At 61.0% G+C, this 15,579-nt stretch carries 12 protein-coding genes and 1 pseudogene; 8 read left to right on the plus strand and 5 right to left on the minus strand.

Going from position 1 to position 15,579, the window contains the following annotated elements; translation table 11 throughout:
• Positions 1-17 precede the first annotated feature (17 nt).
• Complete coding sequence (locus PQQ95_RS08285; protein WP_408436735.1) at positions 18-2,441, plus strand: glycoside hydrolase family 31 protein; 2,424 nt, start codon at positions 18-20, stop codon at positions 2,439-2,441.
• A 63-nt stretch (positions 2,442-2,504) separates the two neighbouring features.
• Positions 2,505-3,692, plus strand: a complete 1,188-nt coding sequence (locus tag PQQ95_RS08290; protein WP_408436737.1) for a porin — start codon at positions 2,505-2,507, stop codon at positions 3,690-3,692.
• A gap of 129 nt (positions 3,693-3,821) precedes the next feature.
• On the opposite strand, the pseudogene PQQ95_RS36595 reads toward PQQ95_RS08290, so the two are convergent.
• A pseudogene (locus PQQ95_RS36595) lies at positions 3,822-4,022 on the minus strand (IS110 family RNA-guided transposase); the annotation flags it as partial.
• 15 nt (positions 4,023-4,037) lie between these two features.
• The gene (locus PQQ95_RS08295; protein WP_408436739.1) at positions 4,038-4,877 is read right to left on the minus strand and encodes an IclR family transcriptional regulator; all 840 of its coding nucleotides are present in this window, start codon (positions 4,875-4,877) and stop codon (positions 4,038-4,040) included.
• Positions 4,878-5,190: 313 nt separating this feature from the next.
• Between PQQ95_RS08295 and PQQ95_RS08300 the strand changes: the two genes are divergently transcribed.
• Both PQQ95_RS08300 and PQQ95_RS08305 read left to right on the plus strand, forming a co-directional pair.
• Complete coding sequence (locus PQQ95_RS08300) at positions 5,191-6,642, plus strand: aldehyde dehydrogenase (protein WP_408436741.1); 1,452 nt, start codon at positions 5,191-5,193, stop codon at positions 6,640-6,642.
• 32 nt (positions 6,643-6,674) lie between these two features.
• Positions 6,675-7,562 (plus strand): NAD(P)-dependent oxidoreductase, encoded by an 888-nt coding sequence (locus PQQ95_RS08305; RefSeq protein WP_408436742.1) that lies wholly within the window; start codon positions 6,675-6,677, stop codon positions 7,560-7,562.
• Between the two features lie 129 nt (positions 7,563-7,691).
• On the opposite strand, the gene PQQ95_RS08310 is transcribed toward PQQ95_RS08305, so the two are convergent.
• The 3 genes from PQQ95_RS08310 to PQQ95_RS08320 form a co-directional block, all read right to left on the minus strand.
• Complete coding sequence (locus PQQ95_RS08310; RefSeq protein ID WP_408436743.1) at positions 7,692-8,411, minus strand: dienelactone hydrolase family protein; 720 nt, start codon at positions 8,409-8,411, stop codon at positions 7,692-7,694.
• A 121-nt stretch (positions 8,412-8,532) separates the two neighbouring features.
• Complete coding sequence (locus PQQ95_RS08315) at positions 8,533-9,348, minus strand: N-acyl homoserine lactonase family protein (protein ID WP_408436745.1); 816 nt, start codon at positions 9,346-9,348, stop codon at positions 8,533-8,535.
• Between the two features lie 163 nt (positions 9,349-9,511).
• Positions 9,512-10,855, minus strand: coding sequence for an MmgE/PrpD family protein (locus PQQ95_RS08320; RefSeq protein ID WP_408436747.1), 1,344 nt, complete (start codon positions 10,853-10,855; stop codon positions 9,512-9,514).
• 379 nt (positions 10,856-11,234) lie between these two features.
• Here PQQ95_RS08320 and PQQ95_RS08325 point away from each other — a divergent pair, with 379 nt between their 5' ends.
• From PQQ95_RS08325 to PQQ95_RS08340, 4 genes are all read left to right on the plus strand, one after another.
• Positions 11,235-11,747: a carboxymuconolactone decarboxylase family protein gene (locus tag PQQ95_RS08325; RefSeq protein ID WP_408436749.1), complete on the plus strand. Its 513-nt coding sequence runs from the start codon at positions 11,235-11,237 to the stop codon at positions 11,745-11,747.
• Positions 11,748-12,047: 300 nt separating this feature from the next.
• Positions 12,048-13,409 (plus strand): MFS transporter, encoded by a 1,362-nt coding sequence (locus PQQ95_RS08330; protein WP_408436751.1) that lies wholly within the window; start codon positions 12,048-12,050, stop codon positions 13,407-13,409.
• A 233-nt stretch (positions 13,410-13,642) separates the two neighbouring features.
• Entirely contained in the window at positions 13,643-15,325 is a 1,683-nt protein-coding gene (locus PQQ95_RS08335) for a UGSC family (seleno)protein (protein WP_408436753.1), read from the plus strand.
• Positions 15,325-15,573: a hypothetical protein gene (locus PQQ95_RS08340; RefSeq protein ID WP_408436754.1), complete on the plus strand. Its 249-nt coding sequence runs from the start codon at positions 15,325-15,327 to the stop codon at positions 15,571-15,573. Before PQQ95_RS08335 ends, PQQ95_RS08340 begins: the two co-directional genes overlap by 1 nt.
• Positions 15,574-15,579 lie beyond the last annotated feature (6 nt).

The raw sequence follows: 15,579 nt of genomic DNA on the forward strand, positions 1-15,579 counted from the left end.
TCACTCGAAGAAACATCATGCGTCCAAAGACGAATCTGAAGCACCCGCCGCGTTTTTCACTGTTTTCCCATATCGACAATCACATCGTTCTCACCGCGCAGGAAAACTGCCGGATCGAACTGTTCGTTCTCGCCGACGACATCATCCGGGTGCTCGTGCTGCCGGACGGCGAAACGCACGGGCCCCGAACGTGGTCCATCGCGCCGGGCGCCGACGACGTTCCGCTCGAAGGCCGCGATCGCCGTGACGTGAGCGGCTTCACGCCGCCACCGTTCGCGCTTTCAAGCGACACCGGGCACGTCGTGATCGAAACGGCGCATATCCGTTTGACGATCGAACTGGACGGTGGCTTCTGCGCGTGGGACATCCTGCACGATTCGACGTGGCATCGCGTGATGAGCGATCGGAAGACCCAAGCGTACAACTTCGGCTGGTGGGACGAGCGCGTGTATCACCACATCGAGCGTCGCAAGGACGAAATATATGTTGGCCTGGGCGAGCGCGCCGGTTCGCTCAACCGCGCGGACCAGTCCTATGAAATGCGCAACATCGACGCAATGGGTTACAGCGCGCGCACGACCGATCCGCTCTACAAGCACATCCCCTTCTACGTGACGTGGCAGCCGGAAACGTCCACAGGATTTGGCCTGTTCTATGACACGCTTGCCGATTGCCGCTTCGACATGGGCCGCGAACTCGACAACTATCACGGGCACTATCGGCATTTTGTCGCCGAGCATGGCGACCTCGACTATTACTTCATCGCGTCGGCGGCCACCCCCTTGCATGCCGTACGCCGCTTCACGTGGCTAACCGGGCGCCCGGCATGGATGCCGAAGTGGGGACTGGGCTACTCCGGCTCGACGATGAGCTATACCGACGCGCCGGACGCGCAGCAACGGATGGGCGAATTCATCGAACGATGCAGCGAGCACGACGTGCTGTGCGATTCCTTCCATCTGTCGTCGGGCTATACCTCGATTGGCCCGAAGCGCTACGTGTTCAACTGGAACCACGAGAAGTTTCCGGATATCGACGGCTTCGTGCAGAGCTATCTCGACCATGGTGTTCGTCTGTGCGCGAATATCAAGCCGTGCCTGTTGCAGGATCATCCGGCGTTCGACGAAGTGGCGCGCGCCGGCCTGCTGATCGCGTCGCGCGACGGCGACCCGGCGTGGGTGCAGTTCTGGGACGAAGTCGGCGCCTATCTGGACTTCACGAATCCCGCCACCATCGACTGGTGGAAAGCGCGCGTGAAAGACAGCCTGCTGAAACACGGCATTGCCGCCACCTGGAACGACAACAACGAATTCGAAATCTGGTCTCCCGACGCGATGGCTCAGGGCTTCGGCAAGCCGTATCCGGCGCGCGAGGCAAAGGTGCTGCAAACGCAGTTGATGATGCGAGCGTCGCACGATGCGCAGCGCGAATATGCGCCGGACCGCCGGCCGTTTCTGGTGTCCCGCTCAGGCGGCGTCGGCATGCAACGCTATGTGCAGACATGGTCCGGCGACAACTACAGCTCGTGGGAAACGCTGCGTTTCAACCTGAAGATGGGCCTCGGACTCGCCATGTCCGGCGTGTCGAACAGCGGCCACGATATCGGCGGATTCTCAGGCCCGGCGCCGGGCCCGGAGTTGTTCGCCCGCTGGGTCGCCTTCGGCATTTTCCTGCCGCGCTTTAGCATTCACTCGTGGAACGACGACGGCACGGTCAACGAGCCATGGATGTATCCCGAAGTGACGCAGCAGGTCGCAGCGCTGATCAAACTGCGCTACCGGCTGATTCCCTACCTGTACGAATTGCTTTGGCAATCGCACCGCGCGTACGAACCGGTATTGCGGCCGATGTTCGCGGAGTTTCCGCACGATCCGCGCTGTCTCGTCGACGGCGACGACATGATGCTGGGCTCATCGATGCTGATTGCGCCGGTGGTCGAAGCGGGTCAGTCGACGCGCGATGTTTATCTTCCAGACGGCGCGCGCTGGGTGTCGTACTGGAGCGGCGAAGTATTCGAAGGCGGTCAGACGGTGAACCTGCCTGCCCCATTCGAGCAGCCGGTGGCGTTGCTGCGTGAGGGCTGCGTGATTCCGCTGAACGTCGCTCAACAACACTTCGGCCGTCCCGCCGACGAACGTGCATTCATCGCCGTGCCGCACGACGGCGCGGGCATCGCTCGCGGCGGCTGCGTCGAAGACGATGGTGAAAGCGAAGCCTGGCGCACAGGCGCGCAAGGCCGCTGGGACGTCACGATTACAGGCGATGCGAGCACGCTGCGCATGTCGGTCGTGCGGGAAGGCTGGATGCAGCAGCCGCAACCGGAAGTACGGATTCTCGTGCCCGCGGCCGAAACGCGCGCAGCCGAATGTGTCAGCGGTTCGGTAGTGGACGACCGTACCACTGACGGCTGGCGATGCCTGACGATTTCCATCGCTCATTAACACAACATGCATCACCGATCTGAAGACCAACGATCACCTATTTAATCCGGAGACCCGCTAGCCATGAACTCATTGAAGCGCGCGCGGACACGCGCACTCGTCCTTTCATGCCTGCCGTTTGCAGGCGCCGTACTGTCAACGGGCGCGTCGGCCCAAAGCAGCGTGACGCTGTACGGCGTCATCGACAACGCATTCACCTATGCGAACAACCAGAAGGGACACGCCAACTTCTACATGAGCCAGGGCAACCTGCAGGCGAGCAAGTTCGGCCTGCTCGGCGCGGAAGACATTGGCGGCGGCACGAAAGCGATTTTCAGGCTCGAAAGCGGCTTTAATTCGCTGACCGGCGCACAAAGTAGCGCAGGCTTCATTTTCAATCGGCAAGCGTACGTCGGGCTCAGCAATGACCGATACGGCACGGTCACGCTTGGCCGGCAATACACACCCTACTTCCAGATGGTCGGCGCACTCGGGCCAACCGGTGTGCTAACAGGCGCGACAGGCGCGCATCCGGGCGACCTCGACGCACTCGATACCACGTTGCGCCTCAACAATTCGGTTACCTATCTTTCGCCGAATCTCGCCGGTTTGCAATTCAGCGCGCAGTACGGATTGGGCGGTGTGCCGGGCAGCGTGGCCAACGGCAGCCAATTCAGCGCGGCGGCTCGCTACGACTACCAGCCGTTTGCGATCGCGGTGGGCTACGTGAAACTGAAAGACATCGCGACGAGCCAGGCGCTCGGTACGTACGCGGTCAACTCGCCGGTGAACAGCGGCTATGCGACGGCACGCAGCGCGCAATTGTTCGCCGCAGCGGCTCGCTATACCCACCAGGACCTGATGGTCGGCGTGAACTATTCGAATGTGCAGTATGCGCCGGGTTCCGGTTCGCTGTTCATCAACGAGGGGGTCTTCAATACGTATGGTTTGATTTCGACGTACCGGATCACGCCAGCCGTGACTGTCGGCGCCGGCTACAGCTACACGCAGGCAAGCAAAACGAATGGCATCAGCGATGCGGCGCGCTATCAGCAGATTTCACTCGAGCAGACGTACAACCTCTCCACCCGCACCACGTTATACGCACTGGAGGCGTATCAGCATGCGCGGGGCAAGACCTTGGTAGCGTCGGGCAGCACGGGCACGAGTATTACTGATGCAGTGGCTGTGGTCGGCGATTCGCAGAATACGACGCCGTCATCGGGGCCGTCGCAATTCGTCGGCATGGTGGGGTTGCGGCACGCGTTTTGATGCTGGGTGGCAGGTTGAGCGCGGCTGCGGAGTCGCAGTTTTCCTGCTGCCTGCTGCTGACGAACGCAAGGTATGGAGTGCGACGCAGCGCCGTGGTTGATTTGGGTGATCAGGGGCTGCCGAATAAACCCGCTCATTCTGAGGCGCGCTTACGAGCAACGCTACCCGCTGATTGACCGCCTGTGTCTTCGCCATGACTGCGCTGCGTTTGGCTACGGAGACAGCACGCATCGCTTCGGCAGCACCGGCTTGTTGCTTTGGGATAGCTGTAGCCGTTCCAACAAGGATCGCACGTGCGGCGTTTTCTGGATCAGTGGGATCGGACTTCCCTCAGGATCGGGCACTTTACGCTGGTTCCTTACGCTTGCGCCCCGCAGACGGCGCGCGCAAACGCACTGGCTCGACTGGCCACTCGCCACCCAGTGATTGCGTGGCGGTTTGCGCCGCAACGAGCAGCGGGACACTCATTTTTTTCACGGCAGTCGCAGTAAAGCGCTCGAGCGGGCCCGATAGCGACAAGGCGCCAGCAACCTGACCTTCAGGTCCGAAGACCGGGGCCGCCAATGCGGCACAGGAAGGATCCCGTTCGCCGAACGAGGTGAAAATCATCGACCCATGAGCTTCGGCAGTCACGCCGTTGCGAAAAGCCTTCAGGACTTTTCCCGCCGCGCCGTGCGCCATTGGCAAAAGTTCGCCAGCGCGCACACGGTCCAGCGTGGAATGCTTCGAATCCAGACGGAACATGCACAACCTCGTATTCCGGTCGTGTTCGACATGAAACGACGGACTTTCCGTGTCCTGCGTGATGAGCCACTCGAGCACAGGAACAATACATTCCTTGAGCCGATAAGTGGCTTCATAAGCTCGCCCCAGCCGGAACGCGAACTGTCCAAGCGCGTACCGCTGGTCAGGACGTCTCACGACAAGGTTGCTGCGTTCGAGGGAAATCAGCAGACGTAGCAACGTGCTCTTGTATAAGCCCGTTAAACGCGCAATGTCTGCCAGCGATAACGGCGAGGCAGCCTCCTCCAGCGCGGCGACGATAGTGAGCGCCCGGTCAACGGCGGCGGCCCCTCCGTTTTCAGCGGATTCCGGAGAATACAGTTTCGGCATGATCTGCTGCGTGTCCAGATTGGTAATGGCGGGCCAACGGCCCGTTGGCGAATCAGTGAGGAAGCGCTTCACTGATCTCCTGATCTGCGGCCAAGTTTACCCGAGAACATTCCCGGTGTGTTGCCGCGAGGCTTATTCATCCGCAAGCACGCCATTGCTCATCGCGTTTTGCTCCTTGAGTTTGCCAAGCACGCTACTATAATGGAACTATCGTTCTTTCAGACGGAATGCGAAACAGCTGGCCCCGAATGCCGTCAGCGTGCGGATCGGGAAAGGCGGCCCATGATGTCGATTGATGCAGTGACAGGCGGCGTTGCCTCCGCTTGCGGCCCGATTCCAGCATGAATCGCCCACCTCAACGCTTCGCACACGAAGACACGCCACCATGAATAAACCGCCCCATGCCATGCTCGTCAACGGCGAGTGGCTGCACGGTGAAGACGGAACCCTGGTCTCGCAAAATCCCGCCACCGGCGAGATCAATCACGAAATCAGTTGCGCAGGCGTCAACGACGTTGCGCACGCGGTCGCCACGGCCAGAACCGCCGCTGAATCGCGAGCGTGGGTGACGCTCCTGCCGCACCAGCGCGCGGCGATCCTGCATCGCATTAGCGATCTTTTGCAGAACAACGCACAGCACTTCGCTCACCTGCAGATGATCGAGAACGGCAAGGTCATGTCCGAATGCGTGGCGCAGGCAAAGAGCGCCGCCGCCACTTTTCGCTACTTCGCCGCAGCCTGCGAAACGGTCGACGAGGACCTCACGCCGGCACGGGGCAACTATCTGTCGATGTCGACGCACGAGCCCTATGGCGTGGTCGTGGCCATCACGCCATGGAATTCGCCAATGACCATGGAGGCGCAAAAAGTCGCGCCAGCACTGGCCGCCGGCAATGCCGTGATTCTGAAACCCGCTGAAATCACCTCGTCGACTGCGCTGGAGCTGGGACGCATTGCGCTCGAAGCGGGTCTGCCGCCTGGACTGCTCAACGTGTTACCCGGCAAAGGTGGAGTGACGGGTTCCGCGCTCGTCTCGCACCCCGACGTGAAAATGGTGTCGTTTACCGGCGGCACGGAAACCGGCAAGCGCATCGCGCAGATCGCGGCCTCGAGAATGATCCCGGTCGCGCTGGAGCTGGGCGGAAAATCGCCGCACATCGTGTTCGACGACGCTAACCTCGACGCGGCCATCAAAGCCGTCGCGGCCGGCATCTTCGAAGGCAGCGGGCAATCGTGCATTGCCGGTTCGCGCCTGTTCGTGCAACGCAGCGTATTCGGCAAAGTGGTCGATGCGCTGAGCGAAATCGCCCGCTCCATCAAGGTGGCCTTGCCACACATGAACGGTGCGGAAATGGGCCCCATCGCCTCTTTCGCGCATCGCGACAAGATCGAAAGCATGGTCCAGGAGGCGCGCGACGCAGGCGCCGAGATTCTCGCGGGCGGCAGCCGCCCCACCGCTCAAGAACTGGCGCAGGGTGCGTTCTATTTGCCGACGGTCATCAGCGGTATCGACAACCGCGCCTCGATCGCACAACGCGAAATTTTCGGCCCGGTGCTTTGCGTATTCCCGTTCGATGACGAAGAAGACCTGCTGCAGCAAGCCAACGACTCCCCCTATGGCCTTGCGGCCGGCATCTGGACTCGCGATTTCCCACGCGCCTGGCGCGTCGCGCGCGGTTTGCAGGCCGGCACGGTATGGATCAATACCTATAAGCAGCTTTCCATTTCGACGCCCTTCGGTGGCTACAAGGAAAGCGGCCTCGGCCGCGAGAAAGGCATCGCCGGGCTGCGTCTGTACCAGCAACGCAAAAGCGTATACGTCGGCCTGGATGTCTGAAGGCCAGAGTCCAACATTCATGAGACAAGAACATGGCGTCTGCCTTCAAACATATCGGCTTCATCGGTCTCGGCGTGATGGGCGAGCCCATCTGCCGCAACCTGCTAACCAGGTCCAATACCCGCGTCACGGTGCTCGACGCGAATCCCGAGCCGGTTATGCGCCTCGTCGAGCAAGGCGCGCAGCGCGCCACCTCGCGCCGTGAGTTGCTGGAGACAGCGGACATTGTCTTTTTGTCGCTGCCCTCGGGTGAAATCGTCGAACAGCTTGCCCGCGCGGAAGACGGCTTCCTGAACGTTGCCAAGCCCGCACAGACCGTCGTGGACCTCGGTACGACGTCGGTGGAAACTACGCGCGCACTCGCGAAGCAGTTCTCCGACGCCGGCAAACTCCTGATCGACGCACCCGTTGCGCGCACCCGTGCGGCTGCGGAGGCCGGCACGCTTTCGGTCATGGTGGGCGCCGCTCCCGAAGACTATGAGCGCGTGTTGCCGTTGATCGAAACCTTCGCCAGCGACATCACGCTGTGCGGACCGACGGGTTGCGGCCAGGTCGTCAAGATACTCAACAACATGGTGCTGTTCGAAGTCGTTACGGCCGTCTGCGAAGCCCGTGCGATCGCACAACGGGCGGGCGTCGAAACGAAACGGCTGTTCGATACGCTGGCCAAGGGATCGGCCGACAGCTTCGGGTTGCGCAATCATGGGATAAAGGCGATCTTGCCCGCCAGTTTCCCTGAGCGCGCATTCTCGGTCGACTACGCGCGCAAGGACTTGGGATACGCACTTCAATTGGCCCGCAACACCGGTGTGTCCGCCAAAGGCGCGCACTATGTCGATGAACTCTTCGCGTTGGCGATCGCGAATGGCGACGGCGCGCTTTACTGGCCGGTCATCGATCGGCTCTTTCAGTCACGCTGATCGCGCGTAGCGTCGCCCACACGGCGCTGCGCGACGCGCAGGCGGCACGTCCGCGTGGCCTCGTGTGTCACGCACTCACTGCGCGGCAGCCCCAGGGCCGCATCTGCCCGCCACCTCGCTGTCTCGCTGTCACCCAAGCCTGCGCCCGAGAAAATCGCATGTCAGGCGCCAGGCCAACTGGCTGAAATCGGGCTGATAGAACTGGTAGTCGGGGTTCGCAAAGCCGTGAGCACCTTCCCCGAAATAATGCCATTCAAGCGGCGCGCCACCGTCCACAAAGCTTTGCCAAAGCCGCAGTTGAATAGCCGGCACGGTCAGGTGATCACTCCCGCCGTAAAAAACCAGCGACGGGCACTTCACCCGCTTCGCCGTCTCGAACGGGTGACGTGGCCGCAACTCGCTCACCGCGTCATCGCGGATCGTTGCGTAATACAGAACGAGCGCCCGAACCGCCGGCGTGTCCGCGGCGAACGGAATGGCGAGCCTGCCGCCAAGGCAATGGCCCATCACGGCGATATGCTCAGGATCGACGTCCGGTCGCGCGGCCAGGATTCGCCATGCCTCACCGATCACATGAAGAAAGTCCGCGTCGCCATGTCTGGCCTGGATCTCGGGTCCCTGCCCGTGGTGATTGTCGCCTGGGATGCCGAGCATGTTGTACAGGTTCGGCACCATCACCGTGTACCCCAACTGCGCGAGCAACGCCGCATTCGCTTTGTAGTCGCCGGTCAGGCCGGGTGCATGATGCAACACCAGCACAGCGGCTCGCCGCGCCTCGGTAAGCGGATGAGCGATCCAGCCCGGAATCCCATCCTGTTCCAGCGTAAGCCTGCGTAGCGTGACGCTCATTGTGCTCTCCTCAATGCGGCAATCCCGTGGGCTGTCGATATGGTGGATCCGCTAGCGGTGCACCGTTTCGCAACCCGCTCTTTTCGTCCTCTCGACGCGCGAGAGAATCAGCCTGCGATGCTCATGCACTCGCTGCCGCGGCCGGCGCCTGATGAAGGCATGCGATTGCAGTCAACTCATTGGGCCACGCGGGATAGCGCCGCAAGACGTCGGGATCGTGACCCGGCACGATATGCTCAGGTGAATCCGCCGCCGCATCCAGCTTCCGGTAGCCCTCCAGCATGTCACCCAGGTTGTAGATAATCGGGAACGGCCGGGCGCTTTGCATATTCTCGTAGTAGTGACTCGCATCGGACGCCAGCACGACCCAACCGCGCTCGGTGTTAACGCGAACGGATTGCAAGCCGGCAGTATGGCCGCCGATTCGCAACAACTCGATACCGGGCTCCAGACTGTCGTCGCCGGCATGAAAAACGACCCGATCCGCGTAGACGTACCTGACTAAATCGAGCACATCGTCGATCTCGTAAGCATGCCGAAGCGCACCGAAGCACATGCAGCGCCCCGTTGCAAAGCTGACCTCGGCATCCTGAATATGAAAGCGGGCATTCGGCAATTTGTCGAGATTGCCGGCATGGTCATAGTGCAGATGCGTCACGATGACGTCGGTGATCTGGGCGGCGTCAATCCCGAACACGCTCAATGCTTCAATCGGACAGCACAGCAAACGCCTGCTTCTGCGTGCCGCCGTCTCGGCGTTGAAACCCGTGTCGACGAGAATCAGCCGTTTTCCGGAGCGCAGCAACCACACGTAGTAGTCCATCGGCATCGACCCTTCATCATGGGGATCGCGCTGCAGGAAATTTGAGCTTCGCGGGCGGTCATGGGTGGCATAGCGGATCGCGTAGATCTCGTACTGATTGGCTGGATTCGTCACGATGCGTCATCTCCTGTTCGGTATCTCATCTGCGCCGCACTCCCTGCACGCAATGGAGGCCAGCTAAAGGTAAGAACAGAGGCAAAGCCCCGGCCATTGCCCGCCGGGCGTCGCCATGTCGATAGCGTCCGGGCGCAGAAGCGCCGCCCATCGCACGCCATCCCTATAACGCGCCGAGCTGGCTGATGCGCGTGACATCGCCGCATTCCTCAATCTGCCTGCAAGCCGTCAAAATCCCGGTCACGCGCGCGGGTTCCAGCACACGCGTTGCGAGGGCAACAAACTTTGCGTCGAGCTGGGCGTCCGTCATTGGGCGCGCGGCGCTGCCGGTCGCGTGCTCGACTGCTGCCCGATGAATCTGCCCTTGCCGCGTACGAACTTCGACAATCGCCGCGTCGCTGCCTAGCGACGTCAGCGTTTCCACAAACGTACGTTCCTGCAGGGAGCGAACCGCGGGATGCATGACCGCGGCAAGCTCGCCCTCCTCCAATCCCGCTCGACCAAAAACCAGCGCGGCGGCCACCCAGTGATAGAGGCTCACCTGGGCATCGAATACGCTAACCGGCAGCTTTCGCCACGTCAGCCTGATAGCGTCGGGGTGCACTTGCAGATCCACGCGCTCGATCTCGTCTCCCGACAACCCATCACGCCCGGCGATTTCAAGGCAGGCATCGATCGCGGGATGAATCACGATTCCACAAGGATAGGGCTTATAGGAATTGCCGAGGAATTCAGTGGCGCAATACAGGTCCTCGACGAGCGCGTCTGAATTCGCGCCCGACGCCAGGACCTCGAACAGACCGTTACGGCCGTCGATTGCGATATCGCTGCAGGTAAACCCCGAGCGCGCCATGTAGGCTGCGCTCAGACCATTGCGCGCCGCCAGCCCCGGTACATACGCAATCGCCATGCTGCCGTGAGTGGCCCGCAAGCCGCACGACTGCGTTGCGGCGAGGCCCAGGGCTGAAACCATCTGCTCGTGGTTCAGGCCCAGCAACCGCCCTGCCGCCGCCGCAGCGCCAATCCCGCCCGCAAGCCCGGTCATGAACCAGCCGCCGTGCGCGCCCGAACCTGGCGCGGCGATCGCGCTGGCGATCCCGCATTCGATCTCCATACCAATGACGAGCGCCAGCATCAACTCCGCTCCGGACACCTTGCGCGTGTGCGCCACAGAAAGCAGCGCCGCTGCAACCGGTCCGGTTGGATGAGTAATGGTTTTCAGGTGAGTATCGTCGAACGTTTGCGATGAGGACGTCAGACAGTTGATCAGTGCAGCGTCGGTCAGATCGAGATGTTCGGACCGTCCCAGCAGCGCAACCGTGCCGCCGGACTGAAAGCTGACGCAACCGCGCACGGCCGCCTCGCTGGTGTCCGTATTCGATCCGCCAAGCGCGCACCCCACCCAATTGACCCATGCCCGCACAGCTTCTCCACGTACCTGCGCAGGCATCTCGGCGAAGGTGGCTTTGCATGCGAAATCAGCGAGAAAGTGGGTGACCGGTTTCATGGGCGCGTGCCAATTGAAGGGGTAGTAAGCAGAGCGAACGCGTGCTGCACCTGCACATATATCGCGGCCGTCCCGGTTGTTCTCTTTGTCAGAATTAGCGTTCTTTTTTTCAGTATTGGCGAGTTGATTTGAGGTGTCAAGAAGAAGGTTCCGCTATCGATCAGCTGCGATCCCCCATGGTATTTGGCACGATGCCGGACGTTCCGTCTAACAGAACTGTCGTTACGAAATAGCGCTTTATTTTCGATTGATGCTTTACTACACTCAGTGAACCACCCGTGATCTTGGGACCAGGGTGGCGACGTTGGCGCCAGCAAACGTCGTTAAGTATTCCCAATACAAAACACACAGGAACTGCATCATGAACGCAAGAATCTCGGTGCCGGAACCGGAGACACTGAACGCTGAAGTTGCCAGGGTTTCAGACGCCTGGGCAGCCATCGGAAGCGATCCTTCGATGATTCGGCTGATGAGTTACCGCTCGGACCTCATCCCGCCCTTCTTCGACTTTTACCTGCAAATGCGCGGTAACGGCCTCGTCACCGCCAAGGTCAAGGAGCTCGCCAGATTCCAGATTGCCCGGCTGAATACGTGTCGCTACTGCCTGCAGTCGCTTTCGACGTTGGCGGAAAGCCAAGGCATCACCGACGAACACATTGCCGAAATCGAACACCGCCGTCCCGGGCTCTTTACCAGCCAGGAAATCGCCGCCATGGACCTCGCGAAAGCGCTGTGGAACAACGCTGCCGAAGCCGGCACCGACAAGGAACTGATGGACCGCTTGCATGCGGAGTTCAACGATGCCCAGATCGTCGAACTCGTGTGGGCCATCGCGATGTATATCGGTCTTGGAAAAATGGTTGTGTTCAGTGGCATTGTGCGTGACAACTGAGGCCTGCGGGCAGGCGACGGCAGCGGCGTTGATGCCCGATCATAACGTCGCCACACGCAGGCTCCTATCGATTCGGATAACGACACAATGAACCAATAACATCAACCCGGGCAACTTCAAAATACACCACAAAAAGTTGTGAACGGGCGAAGTGCATTTGCCACTCGGGAGACAGGGCTGCCGCAAATCAGCTGGAAGTTTGCGGACCATGAAGCCAAACTTTAAAGAGGATGACACGTCGAAATTCGCGTCCGCCTAGACGCATGAGGCTGCGCCACCAGGAGACGGTCATGGTCACAGATGAATAAAACGCTCAGGCGCGTACTCTTCGCATCCATGATCGGGTCGGCGCTCGAATACTACGACTTCTACGTGTATTCAACCGCTTCCGCACTGGTATTCAACCACCTGTTCTTTCCCAGGCTCTCGCCGGTCGCCGGCACACTCGCGTCATTCGCGACCCTGGGCGTCGGTTTCATCGCGCGGCCGTTCGGCGGCATTCTGTTCGGCCATCTTGGCGACAAGATGGGTCGCAAGCCCATTCTTGTCATCACGTTAATCCTGGTGGGAGGCGGCACCACCTTGATCGGCTTGCTGCCGACCTACGACCAGATCGGCCTGTGGGCGCCGGCGCTACTGCTGGTGCTGCGCCTCGCACAAGGTCTCGGCACCGGCGCGGAATATGGCGGTGCGATCATCATGGCCGCCGAGTACGCGCCGACCAACCACCGGGGACTATTCTCCAGTGGCCCCGCGATGGGCGTAAGCGTCGGCAATCTGCTCTCGTTCGGCTCCTTCGCGCTGGTCGAGTTCGTGTGGAAAGATCAGATGCTCGCCTGGGCATGGCGGCTTCCTTTTCTTGTCAGCATTTTCGTCGTGCTGCTCGGCATCTACGTACGCCGCCGCGTGTCCGAGACACCGGCTTTCGAAGCCGTCAGCAAGAAGGGCCACGTCAAGCGAGTGCCGCTCGCCGCGGCGTTTCGCGAAAGCAAGCGCAGCCTGCTGATCGTGATATTCACGCAAATGGGCCAGAACGGCATGGCCTACATGTTCGGCGTCTTTGCGCTGAGTTACGTCACAACCCAGCTCAAGGTGCCTCGCAACGACGCCTTGATGGCGCTCCTCGTCGCGGACGTGATCCAGATCGCGACCATCGTGGCCGCAGCCGCGTTGTCCGACAAGATCGGCCGGCGTCCGGTCTATATGGGGGCCGCGCTCTTCACCGCGGCCATCGCTTTCCCATTCTTCTGGCTATTGGGTTCAGGCAGCCTTGCGTTGGTTTACGTCGGCTTCGCGCTGGCGTTCGGTGTCGGCTATGCCGGCATGCTGGGCACGCAACCGGCCTTCTTCGCCGAGCTGTTCGGCCCCTCCACCCGCTTCAGCGGCTTTGCCACCGCGCGCGAGATCGGCACGCTGGTCGGCGGCGCGCCGGTGCCGTTCATTTCTGTGATGCTGGTCACCTGGATGAGTGGGCAACCTTGGGGGGTGTGCTGGTACATCATCGTGCTGTGCCTGATTACTACGTTGACCGTTTATCTGAGCCCCGAGACACACCGTCGCGATCTCAACAGTGAAACAGCGGCGCAGTTGCGGCCCGATGCCGGCCAAAGCGCAAACACGCCGCTGGCAACGGACTTGCAGTCATCGAAGAAACTGCTTTGAAACAGTCTGCCGAACCCCGCCGGCCAGGCGATTGAAAAGCCTGACCGGCGAGGTGCCGGGGTCCCCAGGGAGTTCCACTAATGCGGGCGTGCTTGCCTTGACTTGACCTGGTCGATCAACAATACTTAATGGAACGATTGTTCTGCCAGAAAGAACGAATAAATTGCATCCCGGCTCAAGCTGACAAGCAATCCTGTCCGGATCCACGCCTGACCTAAACGAGGTTGCAAAAAGTGAGTTCCATCCTGCGTGTCTACAATCCTGTCGCTGAATCCCTCGAATCGAAGCTTGAACCGGCTTCGCGCGTTCCCGACCTGAACGGCAAGCGCGTGGGCCTGTACTGGAACATGAAGGCGGGCGGCGACATTGCGCTCGCTCACCTGGCGAAGCGGTTGCACGAGCTGTATCCCAGCGCCACGTTCGCGAACTATCGCGGCTCGGTTGGCTGGATGATGCGCCACGTCACCGAAGCCGACGCCGCGCGCGTGGGGCGCGAATGCGACGTGGTGATCGGCACCACGGCCGATTGCGGATCGTGCACTTCGTGGCTGATCCACGATATGGTCGAGTTCGAAAAGAAAGGTGTGCCGACCGTCGCGATCACAGCGGAGGAATTCGTGGCCGATGCGCGCCGCAGCGCGCTGACGTTCGGCATTGCCGATCTGGCCATCGTGGTGGTCCCGCTGCCGTTGACGAACCAGTCTCCCGACGACATCCACGCGATCATGGATACGAAGGTGGAGGCCCTCGTCAGCGGGCTGACCCGGCCGCTCGCGAAGGCGGGCGAACTCGAATCCGAACTGACCTTCCTCCCCGACGACTGGCTGACGTTCAGCGGCGACGACGCGCTCTACGCAATGGAAAGCATGAACGCGCGGTTTCTCGAATACGGCTGGACCGACGGCCTGCCGCTGATTCCTCCTACGGAAGACCGGCTCGAACGGATGCTCGCTGCCACCCGACGCAATCCCGACGACGTTATCGCCGTACTCGAGCCCGGCTTCGGCAAGGCAACGGTGCTCAAGATCGCGGCTAACGCGGTCATGGCCGGCTGCCGTCCGGAGTTCCTGCCCGCCATCATCACCGCGGTGGAATGCATGGCCGAGCCGCAGATCAATTTGCGCAACAAGTCGATGTCGACCTGCCCGCACGCGCCGATCGTCTGGCTCAACGGCCCTATCCGCAAGCGGCTCGGCATCAATAGCGGCGCTTGCGCGCTCGGGCCCGGCGCGCCTTCGTTCGCCAATACGGTCATCGGCCGCGCGGTACGCATGTGCATGATGAACATCGGCCACACCTACCCCGGCGTCGCCGATATGGACACCATCGGTTCACCGACGAAATACAGCATGTGTATCGCGGAAAACGAGGAGCGCAGTCCGTGGAATCCGTATCACGTGGACGCCGGTTTCGAAAAAGACGAAGACGTCATCTCGCTGCACTTCAACTGCGGCATCTGCGAACTGCACGACTTCAAGAACCACGATCCGGAGCGCCTCACCGAGGTCTATGCGGGAGCGGCCACCAATATCGCCAATGTGTCGACCGCCATGTGGCTGCTCGGACGCCGCGCGGACCCGCGCGCCGGAACCAGTGAAAAGGAACATCACACGATGCTCATCTGTCCGGACCACGCCGACCAGTTCAAGAAACATGGCTGGAGCAAGTCAGATGTGCAGGAGGCTGTGTATCGCAAAGCCCGTGTTTCCTTTGAAAAGCTGATGCTGGCAAAGGAACCCGAAGCGTTCAACGCGAGCCATCCCGAACTCGCGTGGCTGCTCGATAGCCGCGACACGCTGCTGCCGGTTGTCGAAGACCCGTCGTGCTACGACGTCGTGGTGCTCGGCGGCGCGGCCGGGCGTGGCGCTTTCCTTTATGGCGCCGGCGAACCTCAAACCAAAAGGATTGAATCGTAATGGCTAAAGACCCGTTGGCGCAGTTCGTAATCGGACAGGCGCGCAGCTTCGTCGCGCCCGATGGCGATCTGGTACTGGAAGACGTCAAGGAAGGCACGGCGCATATCCGCTATCTCGCAAAGAAAGAGCCGTCATGCTCGATGTGCGTCATGTCGGTCGACGATCTGCGCGAATTGCTCGCAGAGCAATTGCGTGCCAAAGCGCCCCATATAAAAGCCGTGGAAATCGTGGTGGAGCAGATTGATTAAGGGGTG

It is taken from the genome of Paraburkholderia caffeinilytica, from assembly GCF_046030355.1.
Classification (GTDB): domain Bacteria; phylum Pseudomonadota; class Gammaproteobacteria; order Burkholderiales; family Burkholderiaceae; genus Paraburkholderia; species Paraburkholderia caffeinilytica_B.

Bases quoted from the DNA above. Each gene is read 5' to 3' on its own strand.
- PQQ95_RS08320 (WP_408436747.1), bottom strand. From the start codon at position 10,855: ATGAAACCGGTCACCCACTTTCTCGCTGATTTCGCATGCAAAGCCACC.
- PQQ95_RS08330 (WP_408436751.1), top strand. From the start codon at position 12,048: ATGAATAAAACGCTCAGGCGCGTACTCTTCGCATCCATGATCGGGTCG.
- PQQ95_RS08340 (WP_408436754.1), top strand. From the start codon at position 15,325: ATGGCTAAAGACCCGTTGGCGCAGTTCGTAATCGGACAGGCGCGCAGC.
- PQQ95_RS08285 (WP_408436735.1), top strand. From the start codon at position 18: ATGCGTCCAAAGACGAATCTGAAGCACCCGCCGCGTTTTTCACTGTTT.
- PQQ95_RS08300 (WP_408436741.1), top strand. From the start codon at position 5,191: ATGAATAAACCGCCCCATGCCATGCTCGTCAACGGCGAGTGGCTGCAC.
- PQQ95_RS08310 (WP_408436743.1), bottom strand. From the start codon at position 8,411: ATGAGCGTCACGCTACGCAGGCTTACGCTGGAACAGGATGGGATTCCG.
- PQQ95_RS08305 (WP_408436742.1), top strand. From the start codon at position 6,675: ATGGCGTCTGCCTTCAAACATATCGGCTTCATCGGTCTCGGCGTGATG.
- PQQ95_RS08290 (WP_408436737.1), top strand. From the start codon at position 2,505: ATGAACTCATTGAAGCGCGCGCGGACACGCGCACTCGTCCTTTCATGC.